General features: G+C 46.8%; 9 protein-coding genes. 8 read left to right on the top strand and 1 reads right to left on the bottom strand.

Annotated features, from left to right (window positions below; all coding sequences use genetic code 11):
* Nucleotides 1-22 precede the first annotated feature (22 nt).
* The 6 genes from DQN52_RS06815 (at nucleotide 23) to DQN52_RS06790 (ending at nucleotide 9,430) form a co-directional block, all read left to right on the top strand.
* The gene (locus tag DQN52_RS06815) at nucleotides 23-691 is read left to right on the top strand and encodes a nuclease-related domain-containing protein (RefSeq protein ID WP_231954119.1); all 669 of its coding nucleotides are present in this window, start codon (nucleotides 23-25) and stop codon (nucleotides 689-691) included.
* A gap of 49 nt (nucleotides 692-740) precedes the next feature.
* Nucleotides 741-2,321, top strand: coding sequence for a bifunctional phosphoribosylaminoimidazolecarboxamide formyltransferase/IMP cyclohydrolase (gene purH / locus DQN52_RS06810; RefSeq protein WP_003786103.1), 1,581 nt, complete (start codon nucleotides 741-743; stop codon nucleotides 2,319-2,321).
* Nucleotides 2,322-2,564: 243 nt separating this feature from the next.
* The gene (locus tag DQN52_RS06805; protein ID WP_003786102.1) at nucleotides 2,565-3,626 is read left to right on the top strand and encodes a factor H binding protein domain-containing protein; all 1,062 of its coding nucleotides are present in this window, start codon (nucleotides 2,565-2,567) and stop codon (nucleotides 3,624-3,626) included.
* Between the two features lie 300 nt (nucleotides 3,627-3,926).
* Nucleotides 3,927-5,378: a surface lipoprotein assembly modifier gene (locus DQN52_RS06800; protein ID WP_003786100.1), complete on the top strand. Its 1,452-nt coding sequence runs from the start codon at nucleotides 3,927-3,929 to the stop codon at nucleotides 5,376-5,378.
* 102 nt (nucleotides 5,379-5,480) lie between these two features.
* On the top strand, nucleotides 5,481-8,174 hold the full coding sequence (glnE, locus tag DQN52_RS06795) for a bifunctional [glutamate--ammonia ligase]-adenylyl-L-tyrosine phosphorylase/[glutamate--ammonia-ligase] adenylyltransferase (RefSeq protein ID WP_003786098.1): 2,694 nt from the start codon (nucleotides 5,481-5,483) through the stop codon (nucleotides 8,172-8,174).
* A gap of 404 nt (nucleotides 8,175-8,578) precedes the next feature.
* Nucleotides 8,579-9,430 carry a DUF4198 domain-containing protein gene (locus DQN52_RS06790; protein ID WP_003786096.1) on the top strand — a complete coding sequence of 284 codons (852 nt, stop codon included), beginning with the start codon at nucleotides 8,579-8,581 and terminating at the stop codon, nucleotides 9,428-9,430.
* A gap of 97 nt (nucleotides 9,431-9,527) precedes the next feature.
* On the opposite strand, the gene DQN52_RS06785 is transcribed toward DQN52_RS06790, so the two are convergent.
* Nucleotides 9,528-10,868: an NCS2 family permease gene (locus DQN52_RS06785; RefSeq protein ID WP_003786095.1), complete on the bottom strand. Its 1,341-nt coding sequence runs from the start codon at nucleotides 10,866-10,868 to the stop codon at nucleotides 9,528-9,530.
* Between the two features lie 220 nt (nucleotides 10,869-11,088).
* Here DQN52_RS06785 and DQN52_RS06780 point away from each other — a divergent pair, with 220 nt between their 5' ends.
* A complete protein-coding gene (locus DQN52_RS06780; RefSeq protein ID WP_003786092.1) occupies nucleotides 11,089-11,754 on the top strand; it encodes a sulfite exporter TauE/SafE family protein in 666 nt (221 codons plus the stop codon).
* Nucleotides 11,755-11,802: 48 nt separating this feature from the next.
* Nucleotides 11,803-14,454: an aminopeptidase N gene (pepN, locus tag DQN52_RS06775; protein ID WP_003786091.1), complete on the top strand. Its 2,652-nt coding sequence runs from the start codon at nucleotides 11,803-11,805 to the stop codon at nucleotides 14,452-14,454.
* Nucleotides 14,455-14,477: the final 23 nt, after the last annotated feature.

Raw genomic sequence — 14,477 nt, 5'->3', positions numbered from 1 at the left:
GATTGGTATGGCTGCTTGGAGTATGAAACAACAAAGCAAACCAAAAGATAAACCGCGAGATATTCCATCGCCCCAACCTAATCATTCATTAACCAAGCAGCCTACACAACCAAGTAAAAATAACACAGGCAAACATATTCAAATTAAAGGAAATATTGGCGAACAACTCATTAAAATTAAAATTTTAGAAAATTTGAATCCATCAACCTATCGTCATTTTCATAACTTAATTTTGCCGAATCAGCAAAAAACAACACAGATTGACCATATTATTGTGTCGCCGTTTGGTATTTTTGTTGTAGAAGTAAAATATTTTGCAGGCTGGATTTTTGGTCAATCCAAAGATAGACAATGGACGCATACTTTATCTAGACACAAACAACAAAAATATCCTTTCCCCAATCCATTGCACCAAAATTATGGGCATATTAAAGCCTTGCAAAATTTACTTACCTTGCCCGAAACAGCTTTTCATTCTGTTGTAGTATTTGCACATAGAAATTGTCAAATTCGTACCCAATTGCCTAGCAATGTTTGTTTATTGAATGATTTTATTCCTTATATTCAACAATATAATACTAAAATGTTAAATGGAGAACAAATGCAGGCTGCTGTGCAACTGTTGTCTAACCCAGAATTTATTGGCACAGAAGAGAAAACCCAGCAACACATTCAATCCTTAAAGAAATAACCATATCCTTTTCCCCTAACCCTTTTATTTACAACAAGGAATCAAAAACATGGCACAAATCAAACGCGCCTTAATCAGCTTATCCGACAAAACAGGTGCAGTAGAATTTGCACGCGCTTTGCACGAATTGGGCGTGGAAATTTTATCCACAGGCGGCACGGCGAAATTACTGGCGGACGCAGAAATCCCCGTGATTGAAGTGGCTGATTACACGGGTTTTCCTGAAATGTTGGACGGGCGCGTAAAAACGCTGCACCCGAAAATTCACGGCGGCATTTTGGGTCGCCGCGATTTGGACGAACACGTTGCGAAAATGGCAGAACATGACATCGGCAACATTGATTTGGTGTGCGTGAATTTGTATCCATTCGCCGTCACGATTGCGAAACCAAGTTGCACGTTGGAAGACGCAATTGAAAATATTGATATTGGCGGCCCGACTATGGTGCGTTCTGCCGCGAAAAACTGGAAACACGTGGCGATTGTTACCGATAATTCGGATTTTGAAAATATTATCAATGAATTGCAACAAAATTCAGGCAGCCTGTGCGACAAAACGCGCTTTAATTTGTCGCGCAAAGCATTCAACCACACGGCGCAATATGACGGCATGATTTCCAATTATTTGACCAGCGTGTCTGATGAAAAATTGTCGGGCGAGCCGCAAATTTCTGCGTTTCCACAACAATTTAACCAAAGTTGGATTAAGGTTCAGGAAATACGTTACGGAGAAAATCCGCATCAACAAGCGGCGTTTTATCGTGATATTTACCCAGCTTCAGGCAGCCTGAGCGCGTACACGCAATTACAAGGTAAGGAATTGTCTTATAACAATATTGCGGATTCGGACGCGGCTTGGGAAGCGGTGAAATCGCTTGAACAACCTGCTTGTGTGATTGTGAAACACGCCAATCCATGCGGTGTGGCGGTGGCGACGAATACGTTGGACGCTTACCGTTTGGCGTACGCGACTGATACGACCAGCGCGTTTGGCGGCATTATCGCGTTCAACCGCGAAGTAGATGGCGCAACGGCAAAACAAATCACGGACAATCAATTTATGGAAGTGATTATGTCGCCTGCGTTTACGGCAGAAGCGTTGGAAATTTTGGCGGCGAAGAAAAATGTGCGCGTTTTGACTGTGCCTTTGGTGGCGGGCGCAAATCGTTTTGAATTGAAACGTGTGGGCGGCGGCTTGTTGGTACAAACGCCTGATATTCATCAATTAAATCGTGCGGATTTGAAAGTCGTTTCCAAACGCCAACCAACGGAACAAGAATGGAATGATTTACTGTTTGTGTGGAATGTAGCGAAATTTGTGAAATCTAATGCGATTGTGTTCGGCAAAGACGGTCAGACGTTTGGCATTGGCGCAGGGCAAATGAGCCGCGTGGACAGTACGCTAATTGCGGCGCGTAAGGCACAAGACGGCGGTTTTGATTTGAATGGTGCGTGTGCGGCTTCGGACGCATTTTTCCCATTCCGCGATGGCGTTGATGTGATTGCGGAACAGGGGATTAAGGCGATTATTCACCCAGCAGGTTCTATGCGCGATGAAGAAGTGTTCGCGGCGGCTGATGAACATGGTATTGCGATGGTGGTAACGGGGGTGCGCCATTTCCGTCATTGATTTAAATAGTTTGAAATTCTGTAAAACATTTCCAATCCCCTTGAATTTTTAAGAAAATTCAAGGGGATTATCAATAGTAAAAAACGCATTCTAGCCATTTCTTTCTCTGCTTTTTTGAGTCATTACTGTAAAAAGGGTTCAAAAAAATTGCATATAGTCGTATAATTTGTCTCCTTTCACAAAAATCAGTCGATGAATCTAACAATTCATTGTGTTCATTATTAATTAAATTTAGGATAAACTATGAAACAACCTATTACTTTTAAACCCTTGATTTTAGCAACTTTATGTGCTTCGGTTTTATCGGCTTGCGGTGGCGGTGGAGGCGGTTCAAATGTAAATACAAATGGCACCAATACTGTTCCAACTAAACCAGCACAACCTAATAAACCAGTGCAGCCTAATAAACCAGTGCAGCCTAATAAACCAGTGCAGCCTAATAAACCAGTGCAGCCTAATAAACCAGTGCAGCCTAATAAACCAGTGCAGCCTAATAACCCAGTGCAGCCACCATTAACCAAGCAGCAATTGACTGACAAAAAAGCCATTGCAGAAAAATCTGGTTTTGGTGTAGTACGAAACAATGTAGCTAACACCATTCAAACCGCCGAAGTTAAAATCGGCAATCATGTTTACAAAGGCAAAGCTGACGATGCCAGCAAAACGTATTATGTTCCGTTAAACATCAACGATTTTAAACAGGGTATGAGCGAAGGCAATTTAAGCAGCACATTTAAATATGCAGATGGCTCTACTGTCCAAACCGATAGCACTTATAAAGTGTATAACCAGCCGTTTTCGTTTGTGGCAGGCATCTACGATAACCATGCCAAAATTCAAAGCCCAACGGAAAACAATAACGACAAATACCGCATTGTATATGGTGGAATTTCGCCCAAGGTTTTGCCTGAAAACAACACGTTCCACTATTCAGGTGTTGCCTACAACAAAGGCGAAACAGGCAAATTGAATTATAATATTACCTATACCGCCAACAACAACGGCAGGGGCGAAGGCGACATCACAGGGCTAAACCAAGTGGGCGATATTGAGCTGAGATGGAGCGATATTCATACTACTAATGGGCATCAGCATCCTGATTTAAAAACAGGCAATTCAGGAATATTACCTAGTTTTGGTATTGCAGGACTGGCTGTACGCAAGAAAACAGGCGACGAAATAGGGCCCTACGAATTGGGTATTTATGGCACAGATGCCAGCGAAATCGCAGGCAGGATTAAGAGCAAACATGATCTAGATAATGTGATGTTTATTGGCAAAAAACAATCTGCGCCTAATCCGTAATCGGGTTTGAAAAGCAGCCTGCACTTTGCGTACACAAAAATGCAGGCTGCTTTTTATTTTCAAAAATCAATATTCAATGTTGCAAAGGTCCTAATGCAACAGAAATTGCAGGTACAGTAACGACCAATCGTCAATATCAAGTTTTGAATTCAGAAGATGAATACGACAACCCAATTTACGAAAATGAAAAAATCGGTTTTGCAGGTGCGAAGCAGCCTTAATGCAATGTGATTCAGTCTCAATAACTGCCTGTTTGTCGTACAATAAACAGGCAGTTTTACATTTCCACAAGGATTTTTTATGCGCCACTTGGCTATTTTGACATTACTCGCGCCCACTTATTTGCTTGCCAACACATTTGATGCACCGCCAGTCCCCATAGAAACAAGCGCACCCATCACGCGCTCAACTCTCATTTCGCCAACCGAATCGCCCGACGCGCAGGCTGCTTTGCCGACTTCTGCACCTGTCAAAAACATCACGCTCAACGAACAAGATTTACTCCGCAATCGTCCTTTGTTGGAAGAGCTGATTGGTCAAGCCATCAAAACCAAAGACGCGGCGTTTTTGCAAGATTTGTTGTCGCTGTATCAAAAACATCCAGAGCGCGACCTAATCTTGCAAGACTACGCGCAAAGTGCCTTGCTTTATCTACACGGCAAGCTCAGTCAAGCTATTGATTTACAACAAAATTTGGTTGAGCAACACCCCGATTTGCCTTATATGCGAATGAACTTGGCAACCATGCAACTGGAAGACAAACGCTTTGCCGATGCCGAGCAGCAGTTTGAACACTTGGCGCAGCAAACAGAGCAGCCTGCACTTCGCGCCATTGCCAACGCGCACTTAAAATCGTTGGCACATATGCAGCAATGGCAGTTTGACGGACAGTTGGAATATGACCGCAACAATAATGTAAACAACGCATCGGCAGAACGTGAAATCGTCATCAATGGTGCGCGGCTGCAAAAAAGTGAGCAGTCGTTACCCAAATCTGCCGAAGGTTTGCGCTATGGCGTGTCGGTGTCGCGTTTTGTACCGCTTGCTGGCAACCATGCGCTGTCGTTTTCGGGTAGCGTAAACGGGCGACATTATTGGGACAACCACGAATACAGTCAGCATAATGTTTACATATCAGGCAGTTATATCTACCAAAACAAAAACTGGACGTTCCGCACCACGCCTTTTGCGCTGCAATCGTGGTTGGGCGGCGCACGTTATACGCAAAGTTGGGGCGCGAGCCAAAGTGCGGCGTATCAATTTTTGCCTGCGTGGCGTGTGCAGTTGAGCGTGTCGGGGCGCAAAACGCGCTATCACGATGCGGATTTGCGTGATTTTGACAGCCGTTATGTGTCGCTTACGCCTGTGCTGGTGTATTCGCGTCCTACGTTTGGCGTGCATTTTGGCGTGACGGTGGGCAAGAATCAGGCGCGAAAAGAGTCGCTGTCGTCTAAAAGCTGGCAGGTGTTTGGTGGCGTGAGCAAACAGTTTAATTATTTTGGCGCATCGGCTTCGCTGTCGTACGGCAAGGAACGCTACAACCAAGCACCCGAATTGCGGGTTACGCCCTATCCGTTTCGCCGAGATGACAAAATCATTCAAACCGATGTGGCGATTTGGAATCCAAAATGGCATTATTGGGGCTTGATGCCGAAGTTGAATTTTTCGCGTTATCAAATCGTTAGCAATATGCCTGCGTTTTATTCACGCAAAAGCCAACGTGTGTATTTGAGCGTGGAAAAGCGGTTTTGATTAAGCAAAGCAGCCTGCACTTTTTTGTTGATGTAAAGTGCAGGCTGCTTTTCAATATTTTAATGATAAGATGCACCCTTTCCACCATACGAGACCCACACCATGCCCCTTTCCACTCTCTACACCGCCACGCCCTACTCTCAATGGCTCACACTCCAGCTAGACAATCAACGCTTAAATTTGGACATTTTGTCTAATTGGCTATCGCGCCCGATTATGCCAACCGATTTTGCCGATTTTGCCGACTGGCAGCACATTCAATCCAGCGAAAACGAAGAAGAACTCGCCAAGCAACTGCGCTTGCTGCGCCGCAATGTGATGGCGCACATCATGACGCGCGATTTGTGTCGCCAATCCGATTTGGCAGAAGTAACGCGCACGATTACCGAGCTGGCGGATTTTGCTATCAACACCGCGCTATCGTTTGCCTATGCCTATTATGTCGATATGTATGGCACGCCCATTGGGCATTACACACAAGAGCCGCAACAGTTGAGCGTGGTGGCAATGGGCAAGGCGGGTGGCTTTGAGCTGAATGTATCGTCCGACATTGATTTGATTTTTATCTACCCCGAAAACGGCGACACCAACGGCAAACGCGAGCGCACCAATCAGGAATTTTTTACCAAAGTTGGGCAAAAATTGATTGCGCTGCTAGACGAAATCACGGCAGACGGTCAAGTTTTCCGCGTAGATATGCGTTTGCGACCCGATGGCGACAGTGGCGCGCTGGTATGCAGCGAAGCGGCGTTGGAGCAATATTTGGTTACGCAAGGGCGCGAATGGGAGCGTTATGCGTGGTGCAAAGGGCGCGTGGTTACGCCGTTTGCCAACGACATCAACAGCATGATTCGCCCGTTTGTGTTCCGTAAGTATTTGGATTACAACGCTTATGACGCAATGCGCGACCTGCATCGCCAAATCCGCCAAGAAGTGCAAAAACGGGGCATGACCGATAATGTGAAGCTGGGTGCAGGCGGCATTCGCGAAGTGGAATTTATCGCGCAGATTTTTCAGATGATTCGTGGCGGACAAAATCGCGCTTTGCAGCTCAAAGGCACGCAGGAAACACTGCTCAAACTGGCAGAATTGGGCATTTTGGACAACGAAGTCGCCCAAAAATTATTGCTTGCCTACCGCTTTTTGCGCGATGTAGAACACCGCTTGCAATATTGGGACGACCAGCAAACGCAAACTTTGCCCGAATCGGAATCGCAACAACATTTGCTGGCGCAAAGCATGGGTTTTGCCACTTGGGCGGAATTTGCAGGCTGCTTGAACGAACATCGCGCTTTGGTCAATCAACAATTTAGCAATGTGTTGGACGCACCCGATGAAGCTGAAGTCGCGCAACACGATTTGCACGATTGCTGGAAATGGAACGATTCGGACGGTGAAAAAGCAGCCTACACCCAATTAGCGCGTTTGGGTTATGCCGATGCCGAGCGCGTGGTGCAGCGTTTGGCACAACTGCGTCAAAGCACCAAATATCGCCAACTTTCGGTGCAGGCTGCTTTGCGTTTTGACGCGATTGTACCGCGTCTACTAGAAGCGGCTGCGCGTGTGCAAAATAGCGATAACACATTGTTTCGTTTACTGGATTTTTTGGAAACGATTAGCAGACGTTCTGCCTATTTGGCGTTTTTGCAACAATATCCGCAGGCATTGGCGCAACTTGCCGACTTGATGTCGCAAAGCGCGTGGCTTGCGGCATATTTGCAGCGACACCCGATTTTGTTGGACGAATTGCTATCGGCACAACTCATGGAGCGGCTAGATTGGCAAGCCCTGCGCGATGAATTGGCAAGCAGCCTGCACGCTTGCGATGACACCGAAGCCAAAATGGACGTGTTGCGCCATTTTCAACACGCGCAAACATTCCGTTTAACGGTGCAAGATTTGGCTGGCTTGTGGACGGTGGAGGCATTGAGCGATGAATTGTCGCATTTGGCGGATTTGGTATTGGCGCAAACGCTGCAACACGTTTGGCAAGATATGCCCAAAACGCATTGCGAATCACCCAAATTCGCCATTATTGGCTACGGCAAATTGGGCGGCAAAGAGCTAGGCTATGCCAGCGACTTGGATTTGGTGTATTTGTATGAAGACGATGACGCCAACGCGATTGAGTTGTACACCAAATTATCGCGCCGATTAAGCACTTGGCTATCGGGCAGCACAGGCGCAGGCACATTGTATGACATAGACTTGCGCTTGCGACCCAATGGCGATGCAGGCTTTTTGGCGCACAGTTTGGCAGCGTTTGACAAATATCAGCACGAACAAGCGTGGACGTGGGAACATCAATCGCTCACACGCGGACGATTTATTTGTGGCGATACCGAAGTCGGGCGCAAGTTTGAGCAAATTCGCCGCGCCATTTTGACCCAGCCACGCGACACGGTGCAGCTAAAACGCGACATCATAGAAATGCGCGAAAAAATGTTCGCCACCCATCCGCCTGTTGATGACAACGTGAAGTATGCGCGTGGTGGCGTAGTGGACGTGGAATTTATCGTGCAATATTTGGTGTTATCGCAAAGCAACGCCGCCCCCGAATTGCTGGAAAACTATGGCAACATCGCGCTGCTGAACATGGCAGCCCAACGCGGTTTGATTGACGCAAATTTAGCGGAACAATGCCGCGCCGCCTATCGCCATTATCGCCAGCAACAGCACAATAAAAACCTGCGCGACTGGCAACGTGCAGCGGTGGATAGCGAATTGTTGGTGCATTATGAACACGTTAAAACGCTGTGGGCGCAGGTGTTTGGCGAAGCAGTGAAAATGGGGTAAATGGCTTTTGCGTAGGTCGTCGGTCTTGACCTCGACTTGTGCGAATATTCTGATGTCGGGGTAAGACTCGCGACCTACGTTAAACCGAAAAAAGCAGCCTGCACTTTTTGTTTACCCAAAGCGCAGGCTGCTTTTATAGTGGATTAAATTTAGATTAGGACAAGGCGACAATGACCGCCATGTACAGCTAGTACATAAGGGAGTTGGCAACGCTGTACTAATCTAAATTTAATTCACTATAACATAGATTAAGTCGCGCCCCAACATAAACTTGCGTATTTAAACGGCTAAATGGCTTATTGGGTCATACCAATCTCACATAACAAATTTTGACATACGTCAAGATATAGCGCATATATAGTAAATATAATGCACATTTAATCTGCAACAATAAGAGTAATAGTATGAAACAACATATTTATGCAGCCTGCACTTTGGCGATTTTGTCAGCAATGGCGAACGCGCACGATGTTTGGGTTATCAGCCCCACACATTTGGACGCAAACCAAACATTGCAAGCCGATTTGGGATATAGCCACAATTATCCATTCCCCGAAAAAATCGCTGCAAACCGCTTGCATATTTTCAAACCGATGGAAGTGGTATCGGCAAACGGTCAAGTAACGCCTTTGGTGGTGCGTGGCGAAAATTATGAATACGCCAGCAAAAAGCCTTTGACTGCTAGCACTTATCGTGTGGTGGCGACTTATAAACCGACATTTTGGGTAAAAGATGCACAAGGCAAGTGGTCGCAAAATAATTTGACTGCCGTACCAGATGCACAACATTGTGAAGAAACGCAAATGTTTGGCAAGAGCGTATTGCACGTTGGCAAGGGCGAATTGGATTTAGCAACAATTAGCCGTCCTGTGGGGCAGGCATTGGAAATTGTGCCGTTAGCTAATCCGAATACAGTAGAAGCAGGGCATCTGCTACCATTGCAAGTGTTGCACAATGGCAAACCGCTTGCTGGTGCAACCATTACGGCTACGGCAGACACGGTTATCCGCAAAGATTTGGAAGCGATGAACGCGCATCGTGAAATCAATGGTTTCTCGGTCGTAACCGATAAAAACGGCAGAGCGAATTTCTTGCCGTTAATTGAGGGACAATGGAAAGTGAAAGTGGTACACAAAACGCCTTATGCCGACCAAAAAGTGTGTCAGCATTCTATTTTGTACGCAACTTTGACTGTTCCCGTGGGCGATGAGCGTGTATCGGACGATGCACACAAGCATCATCACCATCATCATTAAATAAACAGTGCGTGGGTCGCACCTAACCTACGTTAAACTGAAAAAAGCAGCCTGCACTTTATTGGATTGATTTAAAGTGCAGGCTGCTTTTTATACTTTACGACCCCAAAAACCAAAATTTACCCAACCAACAAACCGCCACAATCCACACCATAATTGGCACTTCTTGGGCACGTTTGCAGCACAATTTAATGATTGCGTAGCTGATAAAACCCAGCGCGATGCCGTCTGCAATGGAATAGGTAAACGGCATAAACGCAATCGTCATAAAGGCAGGCGCGGCTTCGGTGATGTCGCCCCAATCAATTTCAGTGGCAGAGCGCATCATTTGTACGCCAATGTACAACAAAGCAGGCGCAGTCGCGAAGGCTGGCACGGCTTTGGCAAGTGGCGAAAACCACAAACACGCCAGCAACAACACGCCCACCGTAACGGCGGTTAAACCTGTTCTGCCGCCTGCTGCCACGCCTGACGCGCTTTCAATATAGGGCGTAGTTGATGATGTACCGAGCATTGAACCTGCCACAATCGCGCTGCTGTCGGCAAACAAGGCGCGTTTGAGTCGCGGTAAATGTCCGTTGCTGTCCAACAAACCTGCGCGGTGCGATACGCCGACCAATGTGCCTGTGCTGTCAAACAAGTCCACCAAGAAAAATACGAAAATTACGGCAATCATGCCACCATTGAACAATCCGTTGAAATCCATTTGCATGAACGTGGGCGCGAGCGATGGCACGGCAGACACAATACCTTCAATTTTGGTTAAACCAAACACGACTGCTAAACCTGTAATCGTAAAAATGCTGATGATGATTGCGCCACGCACGCGGAAATAATCCAGCGCAATGGTCAAAAAGAAGCCGCCCAATGCCAATAACACAGGCAAATTCGGCGTTTTAACTCCGTCTTTGATTTCATACAAATTGTTCATTTTGAGCAAAGTGGCTTCGCTGCCCACGACAATGCCCGAGCCTTTGAGCGCAATCAACGCCAAAAATAAGCCAATGCCTGCCGCAATCGCCATTTTCAGGCTCATGGGCAAGGCATTGACCAGCATTTCGCGTATTTTGAAAAAGCTGAACACAAAAAAGATTATGCCCGACATAAACACCGCAGCCAGCGCGATTTGCCAGTTCACACCCATACCCTGCACCACGCTAAACGTAAAATAAGCGTTCAAGCCCATACCTGGGGCGAGCGCAATCGGATAATTGGCAAACGCACCCATGATGAAACAGCCAATCGCAGCAGAAATACAAGTCGCCACAAACACCGCACCAAAGTCCATGCCTGTGATAGACAAAATGGCAGGATTGACGATGATGATGTAACACATCGTTAAAAAAGTGGTGAAACCAGCCAAAATTTCGGTGCGAACCGTTGTGCCGTTTTCTTTGAGTTTGAACCAGCGTTCCAAGAATGAATTTTGTGTCGTCATGATAAGAAAAGTGAAGTTTGGTTAAAAAACGGCGCGATTATACGCGATTTACAAAGTGCAGGCTGCTTTCTAGTGAATTATCTTCAAACTGGTACTACGTTGCCACCGCTCTTATGTACCACGCGCGTACACGGCGAGCGTTGTCGCCTTGTTCTAATTTGAATCTAATTCACTATAAAAAACGTGTAAAATCGCACTTTTTTCGCCAAACATCGCAACCATGTCCACCACTTTATTAACATTATTCCTACTCGGCTTTTTTGGCGGCACACATTGCGTGGGCATGTGCGGCGGATTGAGCAGCGCGTTTGCCTTGCAACTGCCGCCACACATCAAGCGTATTTGGCTGATTTTGTTGCTGAATATCGGGCGCATTGCCAGCTACGTTACCATTGGTGCACTCATGGGCGCGTTGTCGGGCGCAGGCAGCGTGTTGGCGCAAACCAGCAGCCTGCAAATCGGCTTGTTTGTGTGCGCCAATGTATTATTGTTGCTGATGGGATTGTATTTGGCAGGCATTTCCACGCTTGCCAGCAAAACCGAATTTTTAGGGCGTTGGATTTGGCGCAAAATGCAGCCTGCACTCAACCGATTATTGCCGATTCGCAGCATGAGCGCGTGTTTAGGCGTGGGCGCATTGTGGGGTTGGCTGCCGTGTGGTTTGGTTTACAACGCCGCGCTGTATGCTCTATCCAGCGGCTCGGCTTCGCAAGGTGCGCTGTATTTGTTGGCATTTGGACTTGGCACGCTGCCCAATTTGCTGGCAATGGGCTTTTTTGCGATTCAATTACAAAGTATTTTGCAAAACAAAACGATACGCCTAATCACAGGTTTATTGATTAGCGCGTGGGCGGTTTATCAAATCGCGCTGTTGGTTTTTAAATAAGACAAAAGCAGCCTGCACTTTTTATCATCACTTCAACAAGGAAAAATCATGTCTCAAACCGTGAAATATCTCAACGATTACACCTCACCCAATCATCTCGTACCGAAAATTCATCTATTATTTGACGTGAGCGAAACCCACGCGCACATTACCGCGCAACTACATGTTGAGCCACAAAATGAAATCAACACTTTTATTTTAAAAGGCAAAGCGAAGTTAATTTCTATCGCCTTAAACGGCAATACGCTGCCTGAAAGCGCGTATAGTTACGACAAAGAAAGTGAAACTTTAACGCTGCCTGAAATGCCAGCCGAGCCATTTATTTTGACGATTGAAACGGAACTCAATCCAGCCGAAAACAAATCATTCAACGGACTGTACGCGAGCGGCGGCAATCTCTACACCCAATGCGAACCCGAAGGCTTCCGCACCATTACCTACCACCCCGACCGCCCCGACGTAATGGGCGAATTTACCACCGAAATCCGCGCCAATGAAAAACAATTCCCCGTACTGCTGTCCAACGGCAACAAAGTGAATTCAGGCAGCCTGAAAGACGGCAGACATTTCGCCGTGTGGCACGACCCATTTGCCAAACCGAGCTATTTATTCGCGTTGGTGGCTGGTGATTTGGCTTGCACACGCGACACGTTCACGACCCGAAGCGGACGCGATGTGGCGATTGAATTTTACACACGCCAAGAAGATGCGGATAAAGTCGCGTTTGCCGTAGAATCATTAAAAAATTCAATGAAATGGGACGAAGAGCGTTTCGGCTTGGAATACGATTTGGATATTTACATGGTTGTCGCGGTGGGCGATTTCAACATGGGTGCAATGGAAAACAAAGGCTTAAATATTTTCAATACAAAATATGTACTTGCCGACAGCCACACCGCCACAGACGCGGATTTTGAAGGCGTGGAAGGCGTGATTGGACACGAATATTTCCACAACTGGACAGGCAACCGCGTAACCTGCCGCGACTGGTTTCAGTTGTCGCTCAAAGAAGGCTTGACCGTGTTCCGCGACCAAGAATTTTCAGGCGACCGAGCCAGCCGAGCAGTACGAAGAATTGAAAATGTAAACATGTTACGCACACATCAATTCGCCGAAGATGCCAGCCCCATGGCACACCCCGTTCGCCCTGCCAGCTATGTGGAAATGAACAATTTTTACACCGTAACCGTGTACGAAAAAGGCGCGGAAGTCGTGCGAATGTACCACACATTCTTAGGCGAAGACGGCTTCCAAAAGGGCATGAAATTGTATTTTGAACGCCACGATGGGCAAGCTGTAACTTGCGATGATTTCCGCAACGCCATGGCGGACGCGAATGGCGTGGATTTCAGCCAATTTGCCTTGTGGTATTCGCAAGCAGGTACGCCGACTTTGAATATTTCAGGCAGCCTGAAAAATGGCGAATACGTTTTGAACGTGAAACAAAGCATTCCAGCCACGCCCGATATGGCGGAAAAACAGCCGATGATGATGCCTTTGTCTATCGCGTTTTTGAATGAAAAAGGCGAGAAAATCGCTTTCAGGCAGCCTGAAAATGTGGAAATGCAAACCGAAACCGTTTTGACGATTAACCAAGCCGAGCAATCATTTAAATTTTTGATGTCAGCCAATTCGGTTACGCCGTCTTTATTGCGTGGTTTTTCCGCGCCTGTGCATTTGAATTTTGATTATACAGATGAACAACTTGCGCTGCTGTTGGCGAATGATGACGACCCATTTGCGCGTTGGGAAGCAGGGCAAACGCTGTACCGCCGAGCGATTTTGGCGAATGAACACGCCTTGGCAAATGGCGACAACATGCCCGAACACGGCAAATTGATTGATGCATTGCGAAACGTGTTGAACGCGGAAATTGACCCTGCATTCAAAGCATTGCTGCTGAAAATCCCGACTGAAGCCGAGTTATGGGGCGACCGCGAAAACATCAACCCTGTGTTAATCGCGATGTCGCGTGAAGCCTTGTTGGACAACATCGCCCACGCCTTGCATGGCGAATTGTTGGCTAATGCGTTGAATGCGCGTGAATTGGAAAACGCCGATAAACGCGGCAAGGAAATCGCGGTTTATGAATACAATCCGAAAGACGCGGGATTGCGTTCGCTGCAATACGCGTGTTTCGCCTTGATTCATCGCTTTGACGAAAACGGCACGATTGAGCAAGTCTTTGAACATTATGACGAAATGGCGCGTAAAAACATGACGCATGAATGGGGCGTGTTATCCGCGATTAACCACAACAACAGCCCGAAACGCGATGAATTGCTCAATCGTTTTGCGGCGAAATTTGCCGACCAAGCCCTTGTTATGGATAAATATTTTATGCTGATTGCCAGCAGTCGCCGTGCGGACACGTTGGCGCAAGTGCAGGCTGCTTTGTCGCACCCACAATTTTCGCTGACCAATCCGAATAAGGTTCGCTCGCTGATTGGCGTGTTTGCTAGAAACGTGCCGCATTTTCACGCAGCAGACGGTTCTGGTTATGCGTTTGTGGCAGAAAAAATCTGTGAAATCAATGCGTTTAATCCGCAAGTGGCGGCTGGTTTGGCACGGACGTTTAATCTGATGAAACGCATTGAACCACAACGCCAAGCCTTGATGCGTGGGGAATTGGAAAAATTGGCGGCATTGGATACTTTATCCAAAGATGTGCGTGAGATTGTAGAGAAAATCTTGGCGTAATCTGTTAAATAACAAAGCAGCCT

It is taken from the genome of Kingella kingae, from assembly GCF_900475905.1.
Taxonomy (GTDB): domain Bacteria; phylum Pseudomonadota; class Gammaproteobacteria; order Burkholderiales; family Neisseriaceae; genus Kingella; species Kingella kingae.
Note: the sequence above shows the minus strand (reverse complement) of the source record. Positions and strands in the feature narration are given on the sequence as shown.

What these genes read in the sequence shown, in the direction of transcription:
- DQN52_RS06815 (WP_231954119.1), top strand. Translation starts at nt 23, where the DNA reads ATGAAACAACAAAGCAAACCAAAAGATAAACCGCGAGATATTCCATCG.
- purH (WP_003786103.1), top strand. Translation starts at nt 741, where the DNA reads ATGGCACAAATCAAACGCGCCTTAATCAGCTTATCCGACAAAACAGGT.
- DQN52_RS06805 (WP_003786102.1), top strand. Translation starts at nt 2,565, where the DNA reads ATGAAACAACCTATTACTTTTAAACCCTTGATTTTAGCAACTTTATGT.
- DQN52_RS06800 (WP_003786100.1), top strand. Translation starts at nt 3,927, where the DNA reads ATGCGCCACTTGGCTATTTTGACATTACTCGCGCCCACTTATTTGCTT.
- glnE (WP_003786098.1), top strand. Translation starts at nt 5,481, where the DNA reads ATGCCCCTTTCCACTCTCTACACCGCCACGCCCTACTCTCAATGGCTC.
- DQN52_RS06790 (WP_003786096.1), top strand. Translation starts at nt 8,579, where the DNA reads ATGAAACAACATATTTATGCAGCCTGCACTTTGGCGATTTTGTCAGCA.
- DQN52_RS06785 (WP_003786095.1), bottom strand. Translation starts at nt 10,868, where the DNA reads ATGACGACACAAAATTCATTCTTGGAACGCTGGTTCAAACTCAAAGAA.
- DQN52_RS06780 (WP_003786092.1), top strand. Translation starts at nt 11,089, where the DNA reads ATGTCCACCACTTTATTAACATTATTCCTACTCGGCTTTTTTGGCGGC.
- pepN (WP_003786091.1), top strand. Translation starts at nt 11,803, where the DNA reads ATGTCTCAAACCGTGAAATATCTCAACGATTACACCTCACCCAATCAT.